Here is a 13,598-nt window from a genome sequence, read left to right on the forward strand (position 1 = left end):
CAGTGCCTTCGCCCTCGGCGAGCCCCGGCATGCCGGACACCAGGGTCTCCCCGCCGCCCCGGCCCGCCCCTGCCCCGGACATCCCGTGACGTGAAGGAGCACCCGCATGCCCTCCAGAAGGGACCTGCTGCGCGGCTCGGCCGCCGCGGCCGCCGCGCTCGGCCTGACCGCACTGCCCGCACCGCCCGCCCTCGGCCTGCCCGCACCGCCCGCGCGGGCCGCCGGACACCCCCGCCCGTTCGGCCGTCACGGCTCACCGGCCGGCCGCCGCACGCCCCGCACCCTGTACGTCGACCCGCACGGCCGCGGCGACGTCACCACCGTCCAGGCGGCGGTGGACGCGGCCACCGGGCCGGGCTGGACCCTGGTCCTGGCCGCGGGCACCTACCGGGAGACGATCACCGTCCCCGCCGCCCTCACCGACATGACCTGGCTCGGCGCCACGGACGACGCCCGTGACGTGACGATCGTGTACGACAACGCGGCCGGCACCCCGAAACCCGACGGTTCCGGCCCCTACGGCACCTCCGGTTCGGCCACGGCCACCCTGAAGGCCGACGGCTTCACCGCACACGGGATCACCTTCGCCAACGACTGGCTGCGCGCCGCCCACCCGGGGGTCACCGGCACCCAGGCGGTGGCCGCGAAGGTCCTGGGCGACCGCTCGGCCTTCCTCGGCTGCCGCTTCCTGGGCCACCAGGACACCCTGTACGCGGACACGGCCTCCCTGACGGCCTTCGCCCGCCAGTACTACGCCCGCTGCTACGTCGAGGGCGACGTCGACTTCGTCTTCGGCCGCGCGACGGCGGTGTTCGAGGGGTGCGAGTTCCGCACCCTGAACCGGACCGACCTGACGACGCCCCCCTACGGCTTCGTCTTCGCCCCTTCCACGGCGGTGGCCAATCCGCGCGGCTACCTGGTCACGTCCGGCCGCGTCACCGGCGAGGCCCCGGCCGCGTCCTACAAACTGGCCCGCCCCTGGGTCCCCAGCTCCGACCCCACGGCCCGCCCCATGCTGACGGTCCGCGACACCTGGCTGGGCCGGACCGTCGACGCGGCGGCGCCCTACACCGACATGTCCGCCGCCCACCCGTGGCAGTCCCAGCGCTTCGCCGAATACCACGACAAGGGCCCGGGCGCGGCCGTCCCCTTCCCCGCCGAGCGCCCCCAACTCACGGCCCCCCAGGCGAGAACGGCGACCCGGGAGGCGTACCTGGGGGACTGGACGCCGTGGCGGCACCGATGAGGACGGCGGCAGGCGTACGGGGGGGGTGCGGGCGGACGACGGCACGCGCACCGGTAGATATCGATCAGGCAACGAGGCTCGCGCGCACGGGGGTGACGCGCGTAGAAACCTGTCATGAATAAGCCACTGCGTCTCGCGGCGATCGCCGCCACCTGCGCCCTCGCCGGCGGTGTCCTCTACGGTGCCGGTGCCGCCACCGCCGGGCAGGCGACCGTCAACTCCACCCATGAGCCGTACAACATCGGGCTGCTCACCAAGGACATCGACACCTACTACGGCACCGCGCTCGACGCCGGCGGTGTCTACCAGGCATCGCCGGACAGCCCGTACGCGAAGGACCTGGCGCGGATCGACGCGGAGGCCCGGCGGCAGATCGACAAGGCGGCGCGGGCGGCGCAGCACGGGCACCGGGGGAAGAAGCCGGCCGTCGTGTTCGACATCGACGACACGCTGCTGCTCAGCCTGGACTACGAGAAGAAGAACAACTACGGCTACAACGGCGCCACCTGGGCCGCGTACGTCGACAAGGCCGACCGGCCGGAGGTCTTCGGCAGCCCCGCGCTCGTGCGGTACGCCGCGGCCAAGGGCGTCGCCGTCTTCTACAACTCCGGCCTGAGCGAGGCCCAGCGCTCCGCCGCCGTGCAGAACCTGAAGAAGGTCGGCGCCGACGTCAACCTCGACGCCGGCCACATGTTCCTCAAGGACGCGGCCAACCCGCCCGCGTACCTGAGCGGCTGCGCCGCGCCGGGCGCCTGGAAGTGCACCACCGTGCAGTTCAAGTCCGGCACCCGCAAGCACATCGAGAGCCTCGGGTACGACATCGTCGCCAACTTCGGCGACCAGTACTCCGACCTCGAGGGCGGCTACGCCGACCGGACCTACAAGCTGCCCAACCCGACGTACTTCGTCGGCTAGGGCGCGTTTCGAAAGCGGTGCCGTCCGCCCGAAGGGCGGGACAGGCGGGACTTTCGAAACACGCCCCAGGACGGACCGGGCCACGGGGGCGCCGCCCGGGCGCCCCCGTGCGGGACCGGAGCGTCAGTCCTCCAGCGCGGCCCGCATCATGGCGCGGGCCACCGGCGCGGCCAGACCGTTGCCGCTGACCTCCGAGCGGGCCGCGTCCGACTGCTCGACGACCACCGCGACCGCCACCTGCTTGCCCGTGCTGTCCGACGTGCCGTACGAGGTGAACCAGGCGTACGGCACCTGGCTGTTGTTCTCGCCGTGCTGCGCGGTGCCCGTCTTGCCGCCCACCGTGACGCCGTCGATCCGCGCGTTCGTGCCGGTGCCCTGCTCGACCACCGTGCGCATCGCCGACTGGAGCTGAGCGGCGGTGGCGGCGCTCACGACCCGCTTGCTCTCCGGGTCGTGGTCGTAGTCCTGCACCACGTCGCCGCCACCGTCCGTGGTGCGCGACACCATGTGCGGGGAGACGAGGGTGCCGTCGTGGGCTATGGCCGCCGACACCATGGCCATCTGGAGCGGGGTGGCGGTCACGTCGAACTGGCCGATGCCGCTCAGCGCGGTCTGCGCCTTGTCCATCCCCGCCGGGTACACGCTCGGGTAGGCCCGCACGGGCACGTCCTGCGAGGTGTCGTCGAAACCGAACCGGTCCGCCATCGCCCGCACCTTGTCCTGGCCGAGGTCGACGGCCATCTTCGCGAAGACGTTGTTGCAGGAGTACTGCAGGGCGGTGCGGATCGTGGCGTTCTCGCACGGCGCGGAGGGGTTCTCGTTCGCCAGGTCACGGGTGGTGCCCGGCAGCCGGTACGGGTCCGGGCTGTCGGTCCGCACGTCCACCGACGGGTACAGCCCGTCCTCCAGCGCCGCCGCCGCGACCACCAGCTTGAACGTCGAGCCCGGCGGCAGCGGCTGGCGCAGCGCCCGGTTCGTCATCGGCTTGTCGGGGTCCCCGGTCAGCTCCTTCCACGCGGCGCCGTCACCGGTGCTCAGCACGGTCGGGTCGTACGACGGCGTGGAGACCACCGCGAGGATCCTCCCGGTGGCCGGGTCGATGGCCACGGCGGCGCCCTTCTTGTCGCCGAGCGCCTTGTAGGCGGCCTTCTGGACGTCCGGGTCGATCGTCGTGATCACGTCCCCGGGCGTGGCCCGCTCGCCGGTGAGGGCGTCCAGCGGGCTCTTCAGCGTGCTGTCCGAGCCGTTCAGCAGGTCCTGGTAGACGCCCTCCAGCTGGGTCGCGCCGTAGACCTGCGAGCTGTAACCCGTGACCGCCGCGTACAGCTTGCCGTCCTCGTACGTCCGTTTGTACGCGAGGTCACCACCCGTGGTCCGCGCGGATCCGGTGACCGCGCTGCCGCCCACGACGATGTTCCCCAGCGGCCCGCTGTACGTCTTGATCACCCCGCGCCGGTTGCCCTTGTCGTCCGCGAGGGCCGTCGCCTCGTAGAACTGCACCCAGGTCGCTCTGAGCAGCAGCGCGAACACGAGCAGCAGCGTGAAGACGGACACCCGCCTGATCGTCTTGTTCATCCGTTCATCCCAGTCATCGCGTCCAGGACGACGAACGGAACAGGACGAATCGTTCCTGTTCCGCTGTTTTCTCATCGCATGTTCATGAACCCCGCCTCGTACGCGGCGATGACCGCCTGTGTGCGGTCCCGGGCACCGGTCTTGGCCAGGACCGCCGCCACGTGCGACTTCACGGTGGCCGGGCCGACCCCCATCCGCCGGGCGATCTCCGCGTTGGTCAGCCCCGCCGCCACCAGCCGCAGCACCTCGCCCTCCCGGCCGGTCAGCCGCGCCACCCAGGGCGCGGGGGCGCTCCGCGCGTGCTCCACGGCCAGCGCCCGCACCGCCGCGGGGAACAGCAGCGTGTCGCTGTGCGCGACCAGCCGCACCGCCCGCACCAGCGTGTCGGCGTCGGCCCGCTTGAGCAGGAAGCCGCTGGCCCCGGCGCGCAGGGCGTCGTAGACGTAGGAGTCGTTCTCGAAGGTGGTGACGACGATGACGCGGGGGCGCGGACCGGCCGGCCGCCCCGCGGGCCCCGCGCTCTGCGCGCTCTGCGCGGTCTGTGCGGTCTGTGCGGCGCCCGCCGGACCCGCCGGACCGGTCGCCCCCGCGGGTCCGGGTGCCTCGGCCAGGATCCGTTCGGTGGCCCGGATGCCGTCGACACCGGGCATGCGGACGTCCATCAGCACCACGTCCGGCCGCGTCTGCCGCACGACGGACACCGCCTCCGCGCCGGTCGCCGCCTCGCCGACGACCGTCAGGTCCGGTTCGGCGGCGAGGATGGCGCGCAGGGCGGTGCGGACCATGCGCTCGTCGTCGGCGAGCACGATCCGCAGGGGCGGCGCGGCGGCCGGGGCGCCGGAGCCGGCGGATCCGGAGGACGCGGCGGATTCGGAGGGCGCGGCGGATCCGGTGGGTGTGGTGGGCGTGGCAGATCCGGGGGCTGTGGTGGGCGCGGTGGTTCCGGTGGGCATGGGGGCTGTCGTGGGCGTGGCGGGTCCGGTGGGTGTGGTGGGCGTGGCGGCTGCGTCGGGCCCGGCAAGGCCAGCCGGACCGGCGGGCGCGGTGGGACCCGTGGGGGCGGCCGGTGCGGCCGAGTGGGGCCAGGCGGTGGGCGGGGCCGATCCGGGGGATGTGGTGGGCCGGGCGGGGCCGAGGGGTGCGGCGGGGCCGGGGGGCGTGGTCATGCGGTTCCTTCCGGTGCGTGCAGCGGCAGGCGGGCGGACAGGCGCCACAGCCCGTCGGACGGACCCGCGTGCGCGGTCCCGCCCAGCAGCGCGGCCCGGTCGGCGATGCCGCGCAGGCCGTGGCCGCCACCGGTGCGTGCCGCGCTCTCCCGCGCCGGCCCGGTGACCGGGTTCTCTACGGTGATCTCCAGATGCCCGGCCGCGACACCGACCCGGAGCGCGACCGGGACGTTCCCGCCCGCGTGCCTGAGCGCGTTGCCCAGACCCTCCTGGACGATGCGGTACGCCTCCCGGGAGACGACCGGCGCCAGCGCCCCGGTGTCCGCCGCCACCTCGGCCGTGATCCGTAGACCGCCCGCCCGGGTGCGGCGCAGCAGGCCGTCGAGGTCGGCGGCGAGCGTGGGCGCCGGTGCCCTCCCCGCCGCCTCGCCGCCGCGCAGCACGCCCAGCACGGCGTCGAGTTCACCGACCGTACGTCGCGTGGTCTCCTCGATCGCGGCCAGCGCCTCGCGCACGAACTCCGGGTCGGTGCCGAGCACCCGGCGGGCCGCGCTCGCCTGGAGGGTGACGGCGCTCAGCGCGTGCCCCACCGAGTCGTGCAGCTCGCGGGCGAGCCGGTTGCGCACGGCGAGGTCGGCCGCGCGCGCCTCCGCCGCCGCCAGCCGGTCCTCGGGCCCTGGCCCCAGCAGGACGGGCGCCCAGCGGGCCAGCAGGGCGCCGCAGCCCGCGGCGCAGGCGGCGAGCGCGGCCAGCGTCACGACACCGGTGACCGGCGCGAGCACCGGCGCCCAGGTACGGCCGAAGCCGCCGATCACGGGTACCGGAGTGTCGCGCAGGGCCGGCACGAGCGGCAGCACGATCAGCACCGCACCGAACGGCGGCACCGCCAGGGACATGCCGGAGACGATCCCGCCGAGCGCCAGGTGCAGCGTGAACCAGACCGCTGTACGGCCCTTCGCCGCCCGGCTCCGGGCAGGCCCCTCGGCCAGCCGGCCGGGGTCCACCCCGCACAGCGCGCGCACCGCCGCCACCGACATGGGCCGGGTCGGCGGGAACAGCGAGGTGACCGCTGCCAGCGGCAACCCGACCGCGAACGAGGCGAGTTGCAGCGGGAGGGAGGTGAGCACCTCGGAGGAGCCGGTGACCGGGCCGACGACGACCGCGCCGACCAGGACGTACGGCATGGCGAGGGCGCCGCCCAGGATCAGGTGGACCCAGCGGCGCCGCGTCCGGCGGCCGAGCAGCGGCCGGAGGGCCTTGTTCATGTCACCTGCCCGCGTCTCGTCCGGGCCGCCCGCACCCCTGCTCCCGCGAGCGGCGCCGCTGCTCCGCCGGGCGCCCGGTGAGGAGGCGGCCTCCAGGGCGGCCACCAGCGGGCCGGCGACCACCTGGCCAGCGTAGGTGAGGTTCACCGACGGCGGGGTCCGGTCGGCGGGTTCTCCCACCGGGGCCAGGAGGCCGGGGGCGAGCGGGCCGCCCCGGCGGACCGGTGCGCCCGAGCCGGTCCGGGCCGGCTCGGGGCCCAGGCACGGCAGGCAGGCCGTCACCGTGCGAGCGCGACGGCGCACAGCGCGCGGCGGCACCGGCCGGCCGGGGCGACGGCCCGGGAACGTCCGGGCCCCGGTGCGTCCAGGCGTTCGGGGGAGCGGGACCGCGTCATACGGCCACGCTCCCGCGCCGCGCGCCCCCGGCGCCTCCTGCCGTACGGTGATCCGTCTCCGCCGTACGGGGGAGACGGTCCTCCTCCCGACCCGGGCTGACCGGACCTGGGCCGACCTGAGTCGAGCGGTCCTGCCTTGAGCGGGCCCGAGTCGAGCGGTCCTGCCCTGAGCGGGCCCGAGTCGAGCGGTCCTGCCTTGAGCGGGCCCGAGTCGAGCTTGCCGGGCGTGATCCGGCCCGACCGGCCTGGCCTGACCCGGGCTGTCCCGTCCCGGCCCCTCTTGCCCCGCCCGGCGAAGCGCCCGGCCGGGCGAGGTGTCCGGCCAGGCCGGGGCCCGGCCTGGCGAGGGCCCGGTCAGTCCCGCAAGGTCAGGACCACCTCGTCGATCTCCTCCCCGCGGGCCGGCGCGTACCCGCGGGCCGTCGCGGTCTGCCGGAAACCGCACTTCGCCAGGACCCGGCGCGAGCCCGTGTTGTCCGCCGCCGCCCGTGCGTACAGCGGCCGTTCGGGGACCTCCGCCAGCAGGGCCCGCAGGGCCGCCGTGGCGATGCCCTGACCCCAGTAGGCACGGTCCACCCAGTACGTGACCTCGCGCTCGCCCGGCTCGCCGTACACCGCCGCGCTGCCGACGACGTCCCCGTCGGCCAGGATCGTGCGCAGCACGTCCCCGCCGGCGCGCACTTTCGCCCAGTGGGCGTCGAAGGCGTCGCGGTCGGCCGGGTCCTTCGGCGTGAAGGCGGCCATCCGCAGCGACTGCGGGTCGTTCAGCTGGCGGAAGAACACCGGCAGGTCGCTGTCGTGGACCTCGCGGAGTGCGACGCGCATGGGTCAGAGCCTCCGGGTGGCGAGCGTCAGACGGTCACGGGCGTCGAAGAGCGCATCCTTCACCGTCTGTTCGTGCGCGGGCGTCAGGCGCGCCACCGGGATCGAGCAGCTGATCGCGTCCCGCGCCGGCGTCCGGTACGGGATCGCCACGCCGAAGCAGCGCAGGCCCAGCGTGTTCTCCTCGCGGTCCACGGCGAAGCCCTGTTCGCGGATCTGGTGCAGCTCCTCGATGAGCTTCTCGCGGTCGGTGATGGTGTGCTCGGTCAGCGCGGGCAGCGTCTCGGGGAGCATCTTGCGGACCTGCTCGTCCGGGTAGGTGCTCAGCAGCGCCTTGCCGAGCGAGGTGGAGTGGGCGGGCAGCCGGCGTCCGACGCGGGTGAAGGGACGCAGGTAGTGCTGCGACTGGCGGGTGGCGAGGTAGACGACGTTGGTGCCGTCCAGCCGGGCGAGGTGGATCGTCTCGGTGGTGTCGTCGGAGAGCCGGTCCAGCGTGGGCCGGGCCGCCGCGACCACCTCGTCGCCGTCGATGTAGGAGGTGCCGACGAGCAGCGCGCGCACGCCGATGCCGTACCGGGTGCCGGTCGCGTCGGTCTCCACCCAGCCCAGTTCGACGAGGGTGCGCAGCAGCATGTACAGGCTGGACTTGGGGTAGCCGACGGCCTCCTGGACCGCGGCCAGGGAGTGCATGCCGGGCCGGCCGGCGAAGTACTCGAGCAATTCCACGGTCCGCACGGCGGACTTGACCTGTGCCCCGCCGCCTGTCTCGCCTGCCGACATCGCCCTTGACCCCTTCGTTCGACGAGAAATAGTCTCCTGGTGCATTCATCATCAGAGACAGCGTTCAGTATATCGAACACCTCTGGTGGATGACCCGAGGACGACCCACGTGGCGACGACCGATGGCCCACGTGGTGGCGAGCACGCAGGCACGGCATACCCGGCAAGTACAGCAAGAGCGGCAGGACGTTGTGGAGGGACCCGCGGTGGCAGCAGCACCAGTCTGGAGTGTCGATCCCCGTACCGGGAAGCAGCGCGAACAGGTTGCGGTGGAGGCCACGGCCCAGGACGTGGACGCCGCCGTCCGCGCCGCGCACGACGCGCGCGGCGCGCTCGCGGACCGCGCCGTCCGGGCGGCCTTCCTGCGCACGGCCGCCGACCGCCTGGAGGCGGCCCGGGACGGGCTCGTGGAGACCGCCGACGCGGAGTCCGCGCTCGGCCCGGCCCGGCTCACCGGGGAACTGGCCCGCACCTGCTACCAGCTGCGGGCCTTCGCGGACATCGTCGACGAGGGCGCCTTCCTGGACGTCGTCATCGACCACCCCGACGACACGGCCACGCCGCCGGTCCCCGACCTGCGCCGCTACAAGGTGCCCCTGGGCGTCGTCGCGGTGTACTCCGCCTCCAACTTCCCCTTCGCCTTCTCCGTCGCCGGCGGCGACACCGCCAGCGCGTTCGGCGCCGGCTGCCCGGTGGTCGTCAAGGCCCACCCCGACCACCCGGCGCTGTCCGAGCAGGTCGCCGAGGTGCTGCGCGGCGCCGCCGCCGAGCACGGCATCCCCGCGGGTGTGCTGGGCCTCGTGCACGGCTTCCGGGCCGGTGTCGAACTGATCGGGCACCCGCTGGTCGCCGCCGCGGGCTTCACCGGTTCCGTACGCGGCGGCCGGGCCCTGTTCGACGCGGCGGCGGCCCGTCCGGTGCCGATCCCCTTCCACGGCGAGCTGGGCTCCCTCAACCCCGTCCTCGTCACCGAGGCGGCGGCCGCGGAGCGGGCGGAGGCCATCGGAGCCGGTCTCGCCGGGTCGATGACCCTGGGCGTCGGCCAGTTCTGCGTCAAGCCCGGCCTGGTGCTCGCCCCGGCGGGGGAGGCCGGCGACCGGCTGGTGAAGTCCCTGACGGACGTCGTCGCCGGCACCGGCGACGGCGTCCTGCTCGACCACCGCATGCGCGACAACTTCCTCGCCGGCGTGGCCGAGCGCGCCGCGCTCCCCGAGGTGGAGACCCCCCTCGCTCCCGGCGCGGGCGACGAGCACACGGTGAGCGCCGGCTTCCTGGCCGTCCCGGCCGGGAAGCTGACCGGCGAGGGCGCCCACGACCTGCTCCTGGAGGAGTGCTTCGGGCCGGTCACCGTGGTGGCCCGCTACACCGACGAGAGCGAGGCGACGGCCGTCCTGTCCCGGCTCCCCGGCAACCTCACCGCCACGGTCCACCTCTCCAGCGAGGAGGCGGCCGGTGAGGGGCGCGGCCCGGAACTCCTCGCCGAACTGACCCCGCTCGCCGGCCGCGTCCTCGTCAACGGCTGGCCGACCGGCGTCGCCGTGGCCCCCGCCCAGCACCACGGCGGTCCCTACCCGGCGACGACCTCCACGTCCACCTCCGTGGGCGGCACCGCCATCGAGCGGTGGATGCGGCCGGTGGCCTACCAGAACGCCCCGGAGGCCCTGCTGCCGCCGGAACTGCGCGACGACAACCCGCTGGGCCTGCCGCGCCGTTACGACGGCCGCCTGGAACGCTGACGGGGGACGGTGAGGGGGCGGCCGGGAGGGCACCGCCCGGCCGCCCCGGCGCCCTGCGGGCGGACCGGCGGGGTAGCGCGGGGGCTGCCCCGGAGCGGGCCGCCGGGAGGCGGGCCGCACGGCCCTGGGAGACTGCGCCGATGAACGCCGGACTTCTCGAACTGCCCGCCCTCCCCTTCGCCCTGAGTCCCTACGGGCCCGACGGCCGGTGGACCGTCGCGGACGGGGCCCTCACCGGCCGGGCGGGCCCCCGCCAGGACCGCTTCGTGCCGCCCGCCGGTGACGCGCTGGACCCCGCCTCGGACGCGCCCCGCCTGCTCGGCGCGGCGCCCGAGGGGGACTTCCAGCTGGTCGCCCGCGTCACCGTCGGTTTCCGCGCCGCCTTCGACGCGGGCGTGCTCTACGTGCACGTCGGCGAACGGGCCTGGGCCAAGCTCTGCCTGGAGAACTCCCCGGACGTGCCCACCGTCTGCACGGTGGTCACCCGCGGGCACTCCGACGACGCCAACTCCTTCACCGTGGACGGCGACTCGGTGTGGCTGCGGGTGAGCCGCACCGGCCGGGCGTTCGCCTTCCACGCCTCCCGCGACGGCGCGCACTGGACCTTCGTCCGCGTCTTCACCCTGGACGGCGCCGGGGCGGCGGGCGGCACCCTGGTCGGCTTCATGGCGCAGTCGCCGGTCGGGGAGGGGTGCACGGTGACCTGGGACCGCATCGAGTTCCGGCCGCGAGGCCTCACGGACCTGCGGGACGGGAGCTAGAGCGGGACGAGCCGGAACCGTTCGGGGCCGGCCCGGCGCCGCCCGCCCGGCAGCGGCGGCCGCGCCGGAACCGCCCCGGCCGCCGCTGCCGTCCTCCCCCTCATGACCGAAGAACACGGGACCGGGGAAAGCAGGGCCACAGGGCGCCGGCCCGGGGAACCCGCGAACGGGGAACGCGTGAGGGGCGGACACGAGACCGGTGACCACGTGAACGGCGGGCGCGTGAGCGGAGGGCGCGCGGACGGCGCCCTGGTGATCCGCGCCGCCCTGCCCGCCGAGGCCGAGGCCGTCGCCGGCCTCCACCTCCGGGCCCGTTCGACGTACTACCCGGACGGTGTCCCGCAGGCGGACTTCGACTGGGGCGAGGCCTGGCGCGCTTCCATCGAACGCCCCGACGCGCCGGTGCTGTGCGCCGTCGAAGGGGACCGGATCGTCGGCGTCGCCTCCTTCCGCACCCCGGACGGTGCGGCCCCGGACACCGTCAAGCTGTTCCAGTTCCACGTCGACCCCGGCCGCTGGCGCTCCGGCATCGGCACGGCCCTGCACCGGGCCTGCGTGGAACGGTGGCGGGCCGAGGGCAGGCGCACGGCCGTCCTCGACGTCCACACGGACAACGCCCGGGCCCAGGCCTTCTACACCCGCCGGGGCTGGTTCCCCGACCCCGGGAGCCCGCCCGTCCCGGGGGACCACCACCTGGACCTGCGGTTCACCGTGACGGGGGAATGAACGTGGCTGCTTGAACGTTCACGCACCGGCGAGGAGACCCCCTCCGCCCCCGTACGACCTGGAGAAGAGCCGAGAGCATGCGCGTCGAGATCTGGACGGACATCGCCTGTCCCTGGTGCTATGTCGGAAAAGCCCGTTTCGACAAGGCGCTGGCCGCCTTCCCGCACCGCGACCAGGTCGAGGTGGTGCACCGGTCCTTCGAGCTGGACCCGCACCGGGCCAAGGGCGACGTCACGCCCGTGCTCACCATGCTCACCCGGAAGTACGGCATGAGCCAGGCGCAGGCGCAGGCCGGTGAGGACGACCTCGGCGCCCAGGCCGCCGCCGAGGGGCTGGAGTACCGCACCCGGGACCGCGACCACGGCAGCACCTTCGACATGCACCGCCTGCTGCACCTGGCCAAGGAGCACGGCAGGCAGGGGGAGCTGCTGGACGCGCTGTACCGGGCGAACTTCGCCGAGGAACGGTCCGTGTTCTCCGAGGGCGACGAACGGCTCGTCGAGCTGGCCGTGGCCGCCGGGCTCGACGCGGCCGCCGTCCGGGCGGTGCTCGCCGACCCGGCCGCCTACGCCGACGAGGTCCGCGCCGACGAGCAGGAGGCCGCCCAGCTCGGCGCCACCGGGGTGCCCTTCTTCGTCCTCGACCGCACCTACGGCGTCTCCGGCGCCCAGCCCGCCGAGGTGTTCGCCCAGGCCCTCACCCGGGCGTGGGGCGACCGCGCGCCGCTGACCCTGCTCCAGGACGCGAGCGGCGGCGCCGAGGCCTGCGGGCCGGACGGCTGCGCGGTCCCGCGGGACTGAGCGCGGCCCGGCCTGCGGCGGATGCGCGCATCCGCCGAGGTCGGAGCCCGTGCATAAGCGTTCCTTGGGGGAACCGGGCAGGAATTCGCGATGGACTTCGACTTCGCCGGGCCGCACAGTGGTCCCATGGAGACCTTCGAGACCCTCGTCCGTGCCGAGTTCGCCCCGAAGAACACCTACCTGAACACCGCGAGCCTCGGGCTGCTGCCGGCCCGTACGGTGACGGCGCTGCGCACCGCCGTGGACGCGGCCGCCGCCGGGCGGCCGACCGACATGTTCGCCGACGTCGAGGCGGCCCGCGCGAGTTTCGCCCGGCTGACCGGGGTCCCCGACCGCCGGGTGGCGGCCGGTGCCTCGGTCGCCGTCTACAGCGGGCTCATCGCCGCCTCGCTCCCCGAGGGCGCCGAGGTCCTCACCGCCGAGGGCGACTTCAGCTCCGTGGTGAACCCGTTCCACGTGCGCGGTGACCTGAAGGTGCGCAGTGTGCCGCTGGAGGGGCTGGCCGAGGCCGTACGCCCCGGGACGGCGCTGGTCGCGGTGAGCGCCGCGCAGTCGGCGGACGGCCGGATCGCGGACCTGTCCGCCCTGCGCGCGGCGGCGCGCGAGCACGGGGCCCGCACCTACGTCGACGCCTCCCAGGCCGCCGGCTGGCTGGACCTCGACGCGGACGCCCACGACTACGTCGCCGCCGTCGCCTTCAAATGGCTGCTGTGCCCCCGGGGCGTGGCCTTCCTCGTCGTCCCCGGCGACCTCGGCGGTCTGCACCCGCTGTTCGCGGGCTGGGTGGCGGGGGAGCGGCCCTGGGACAGCTGCTACGGCCCGGTCGGTGAACTGGCCCACTCGGCACGCCGGTTCGACGAGAGCCCGGCGCTCTTCTCCTACGCGGGCGGCCGCCGCTCCCTGGAACTCGTGGAGGAGCTGGGCGTGGCCGCCGTACGGGCCCACGACCTCGCGCTGGCCGACCGGTTCCGTGCCGGGCTGCGCCGGCTGGGCCACGAGCCGGTCCCCGCGCCCGCCTCCCCGATCGTGTCCGTGCCCGGACTCGGCGACCGGCAGGGCGAGCTGAGCGCCGCGGGCATCGAACTGTCCGCCCGCGCGGGCAACCTGCGGGCCGCCTTCCACCTGTACAACACGGAAGCCGACGTGGACCGTCTGCTGGACGTCCTGGCGGGCTGAACCCGGCTCGCCACGGCCGCACGGGCGCGGGCGCACGCGCGGACGGCCGCACACCGCGCACCGCCCCCCCGGCCGCCCACGGACCCGCGGACCGCCGCATCCGGGCGCGCGCGGGCACGGGAAAGGGGCCTCCCGTCCCACCTTGGGTTCTAGGAGTCGTTGCAACACCCCAGTTCAAGGGGTGCGATGGACTTCGAGATCCGAGCGGACCGGATTCCGCAGGGGCGTAAGAAGC

Annotated in this window: 12 protein-coding genes; 7 read left to right on the forward strand and 5 right to left on the reverse strand. The window is 74.8% G+C overall.

What is annotated here, in order from left to right:
* Window positions 1–106 precede the first annotated feature (106 nt).
* Together ABZ719_RS35720 and ABZ719_RS35725 are read left to right on the forward strand one after the other, a co-directional pair.
* Entirely contained in the window at window positions 107–1,246 is a 1,140-nt protein-coding gene (locus ABZ719_RS35720; protein ID WP_366729334.1) for a pectinesterase family protein, read from the forward strand.
* 114 nt (window positions 1,247–1,360) lie between these two features.
* Entirely contained in the window at window positions 1,361–2,161 is an 801-nt protein-coding gene (locus ABZ719_RS35725; protein WP_366729335.1) for an HAD family acid phosphatase, read from the forward strand.
* Between the two features lie 123 nt (window positions 2,162–2,284).
* On the opposite strand, the gene ABZ719_RS35730 is transcribed toward ABZ719_RS35725, so the two are convergent.
* The 5 genes from ABZ719_RS35730 to ABZ719_RS35750 form a co-directional block, all read right to left on the reverse strand.
* On the reverse strand, window positions 2,285–3,736 hold the full coding sequence (locus ABZ719_RS35730) for a penicillin-binding transpeptidase domain-containing protein (RefSeq protein ID WP_366729336.1): 1,452 nt from the start codon (window positions 3,734–3,736) through the stop codon (window positions 2,285–2,287).
* A gap of 71 nt (window positions 3,737–3,807) precedes the next feature.
* A complete protein-coding gene (locus tag ABZ719_RS35735; protein ID WP_366729337.1) occupies window positions 3,808–4,689 on the reverse strand; it encodes a response regulator transcription factor in 882 nt (293 codons plus the stop codon).
* Between the two features lie 209 nt (window positions 4,690–4,898).
* Window positions 4,899–6,167, reverse strand: coding sequence for a histidine kinase (locus ABZ719_RS35740; RefSeq protein WP_366729345.1), 1,269 nt, complete (start codon window positions 6,165–6,167; stop codon window positions 4,899–4,901).
* 749 nt (window positions 6,168–6,916) lie between these two features.
* On the reverse strand, window positions 6,917–7,387 hold the full coding sequence (locus ABZ719_RS35745; RefSeq protein ID WP_366729338.1) for a GNAT family N-acetyltransferase: 471 nt from the start codon (window positions 7,385–7,387) through the stop codon (window positions 6,917–6,919).
* Window positions 7,388–7,390: 3 nt separating this feature from the next.
* Window positions 7,391–8,164, reverse strand: coding sequence for an IclR family transcriptional regulator (locus ABZ719_RS35750; protein WP_366729339.1), 774 nt, complete (start codon window positions 8,162–8,164; stop codon window positions 7,391–7,393).
* A gap of 206 nt (window positions 8,165–8,370) precedes the next feature.
* Here ABZ719_RS35750 and ABZ719_RS35755 point away from each other — a divergent pair, with 206 nt between their 5' ends.
* The 5 genes from ABZ719_RS35755 to ABZ719_RS35775 all read left to right on the forward strand — a co-directional run bounded on the left by ABZ719_RS35755 (window position 8,371) and on the right by ABZ719_RS35775 (window position 13,363).
* On the forward strand, window positions 8,371–9,900 hold the full coding sequence (locus ABZ719_RS35755) for an aldehyde dehydrogenase (NADP(+)) (protein WP_366729340.1): 1,530 nt from the start codon (window positions 8,371–8,373) through the stop codon (window positions 9,898–9,900).
* A gap of 140 nt (window positions 9,901–10,040) precedes the next feature.
* Entirely contained in the window at window positions 10,041–10,661 is a 621-nt protein-coding gene (locus ABZ719_RS35760) for a DUF1349 domain-containing protein (RefSeq protein ID WP_366729341.1), read from the forward strand.
* A 222-nt stretch (window positions 10,662–10,883) separates the two neighbouring features.
* Complete coding sequence (locus ABZ719_RS35765) at window positions 10,884–11,387, forward strand: GNAT family N-acetyltransferase (protein WP_366729342.1); 504 nt, start codon at window positions 10,884–10,886, stop codon at window positions 11,385–11,387.
* A 77-nt stretch (window positions 11,388–11,464) separates the two neighbouring features.
* Window positions 11,465–12,187 (forward strand): DsbA family oxidoreductase, encoded by a 723-nt coding sequence (locus ABZ719_RS35770; RefSeq protein WP_366729343.1) that lies wholly within the window; start codon window positions 11,465–11,467, stop codon window positions 12,185–12,187.
* A 90-nt stretch (window positions 12,188–12,277) separates the two neighbouring features.
* The gene (locus ABZ719_RS35775) at window positions 12,278–13,363 is read left to right on the forward strand and encodes an aminotransferase class V-fold PLP-dependent enzyme (RefSeq protein WP_366729344.1); all 1,086 of its coding nucleotides are present in this window, start codon (window positions 12,278–12,280) and stop codon (window positions 13,361–13,363) included.
* Window positions 13,364–13,598: the final 235 nt, after the last annotated feature.

Origin of the sequence: Streptomyces sp. NPDC006743, assembly GCF_040703815.1 — a bacterium.
In the GTDB taxonomy this organism is placed as follows: domain Bacteria; phylum Actinomycetota; class Actinomycetes; order Streptomycetales; family Streptomycetaceae; genus Streptomyces.

Excerpts from the sequence above, each read along its gene's own strand:
- ABZ719_RS35725 (WP_366729335.1), top strand. The coding sequence starts at position 1,361 with ATGAATAAGCCACTGCGTCTCGCGGCGATCGCCGCCACCTGCGCCCTC.
- ABZ719_RS35745 (WP_366729338.1), bottom strand. The coding sequence starts at position 7,387 with ATGCGCGTCGCACTCCGCGAGGTCCACGACAGCGACCTGCCGGTGTTC.
- ABZ719_RS35740 (WP_366729345.1), bottom strand. The coding sequence starts at position 6,167 with ATGAACAAGGCCCTCCGGCCGCTGCTCGGCCGCCGGACGCGGCGCCGC.
- ABZ719_RS35730 (WP_366729336.1), bottom strand. The coding sequence starts at position 3,736 with ATGAACAAGACGATCAGGCGGGTGTCCGTCTTCACGCTGCTGCTCGTG.
- ABZ719_RS35760 (WP_366729341.1), top strand. The coding sequence starts at position 10,041 with ATGAACGCCGGACTTCTCGAACTGCCCGCCCTCCCCTTCGCCCTGAGT.
- ABZ719_RS35770 (WP_366729343.1), top strand. The coding sequence starts at position 11,465 with ATGCGCGTCGAGATCTGGACGGACATCGCCTGTCCCTGGTGCTATGTC.
- ABZ719_RS35750 (WP_366729339.1), bottom strand. The coding sequence starts at position 8,164 with ATGTCGGCAGGCGAGACAGGCGGCGGGGCACAGGTCAAGTCCGCCGTG.
- ABZ719_RS35720 (WP_366729334.1), top strand. The coding sequence starts at position 107 with ATGCCCTCCAGAAGGGACCTGCTGCGCGGCTCGGCCGCCGCGGCCGCC.
- ABZ719_RS35735 (WP_366729337.1), bottom strand. The coding sequence starts at position 4,689 with ATGCCCACCGGAACCACCGCGCCCACCACAGCCCCCGGATCTGCCACG.
- ABZ719_RS35775 (WP_366729344.1), top strand. The coding sequence starts at position 12,278 with ATGGACTTCGACTTCGCCGGGCCGCACAGTGGTCCCATGGAGACCTTC.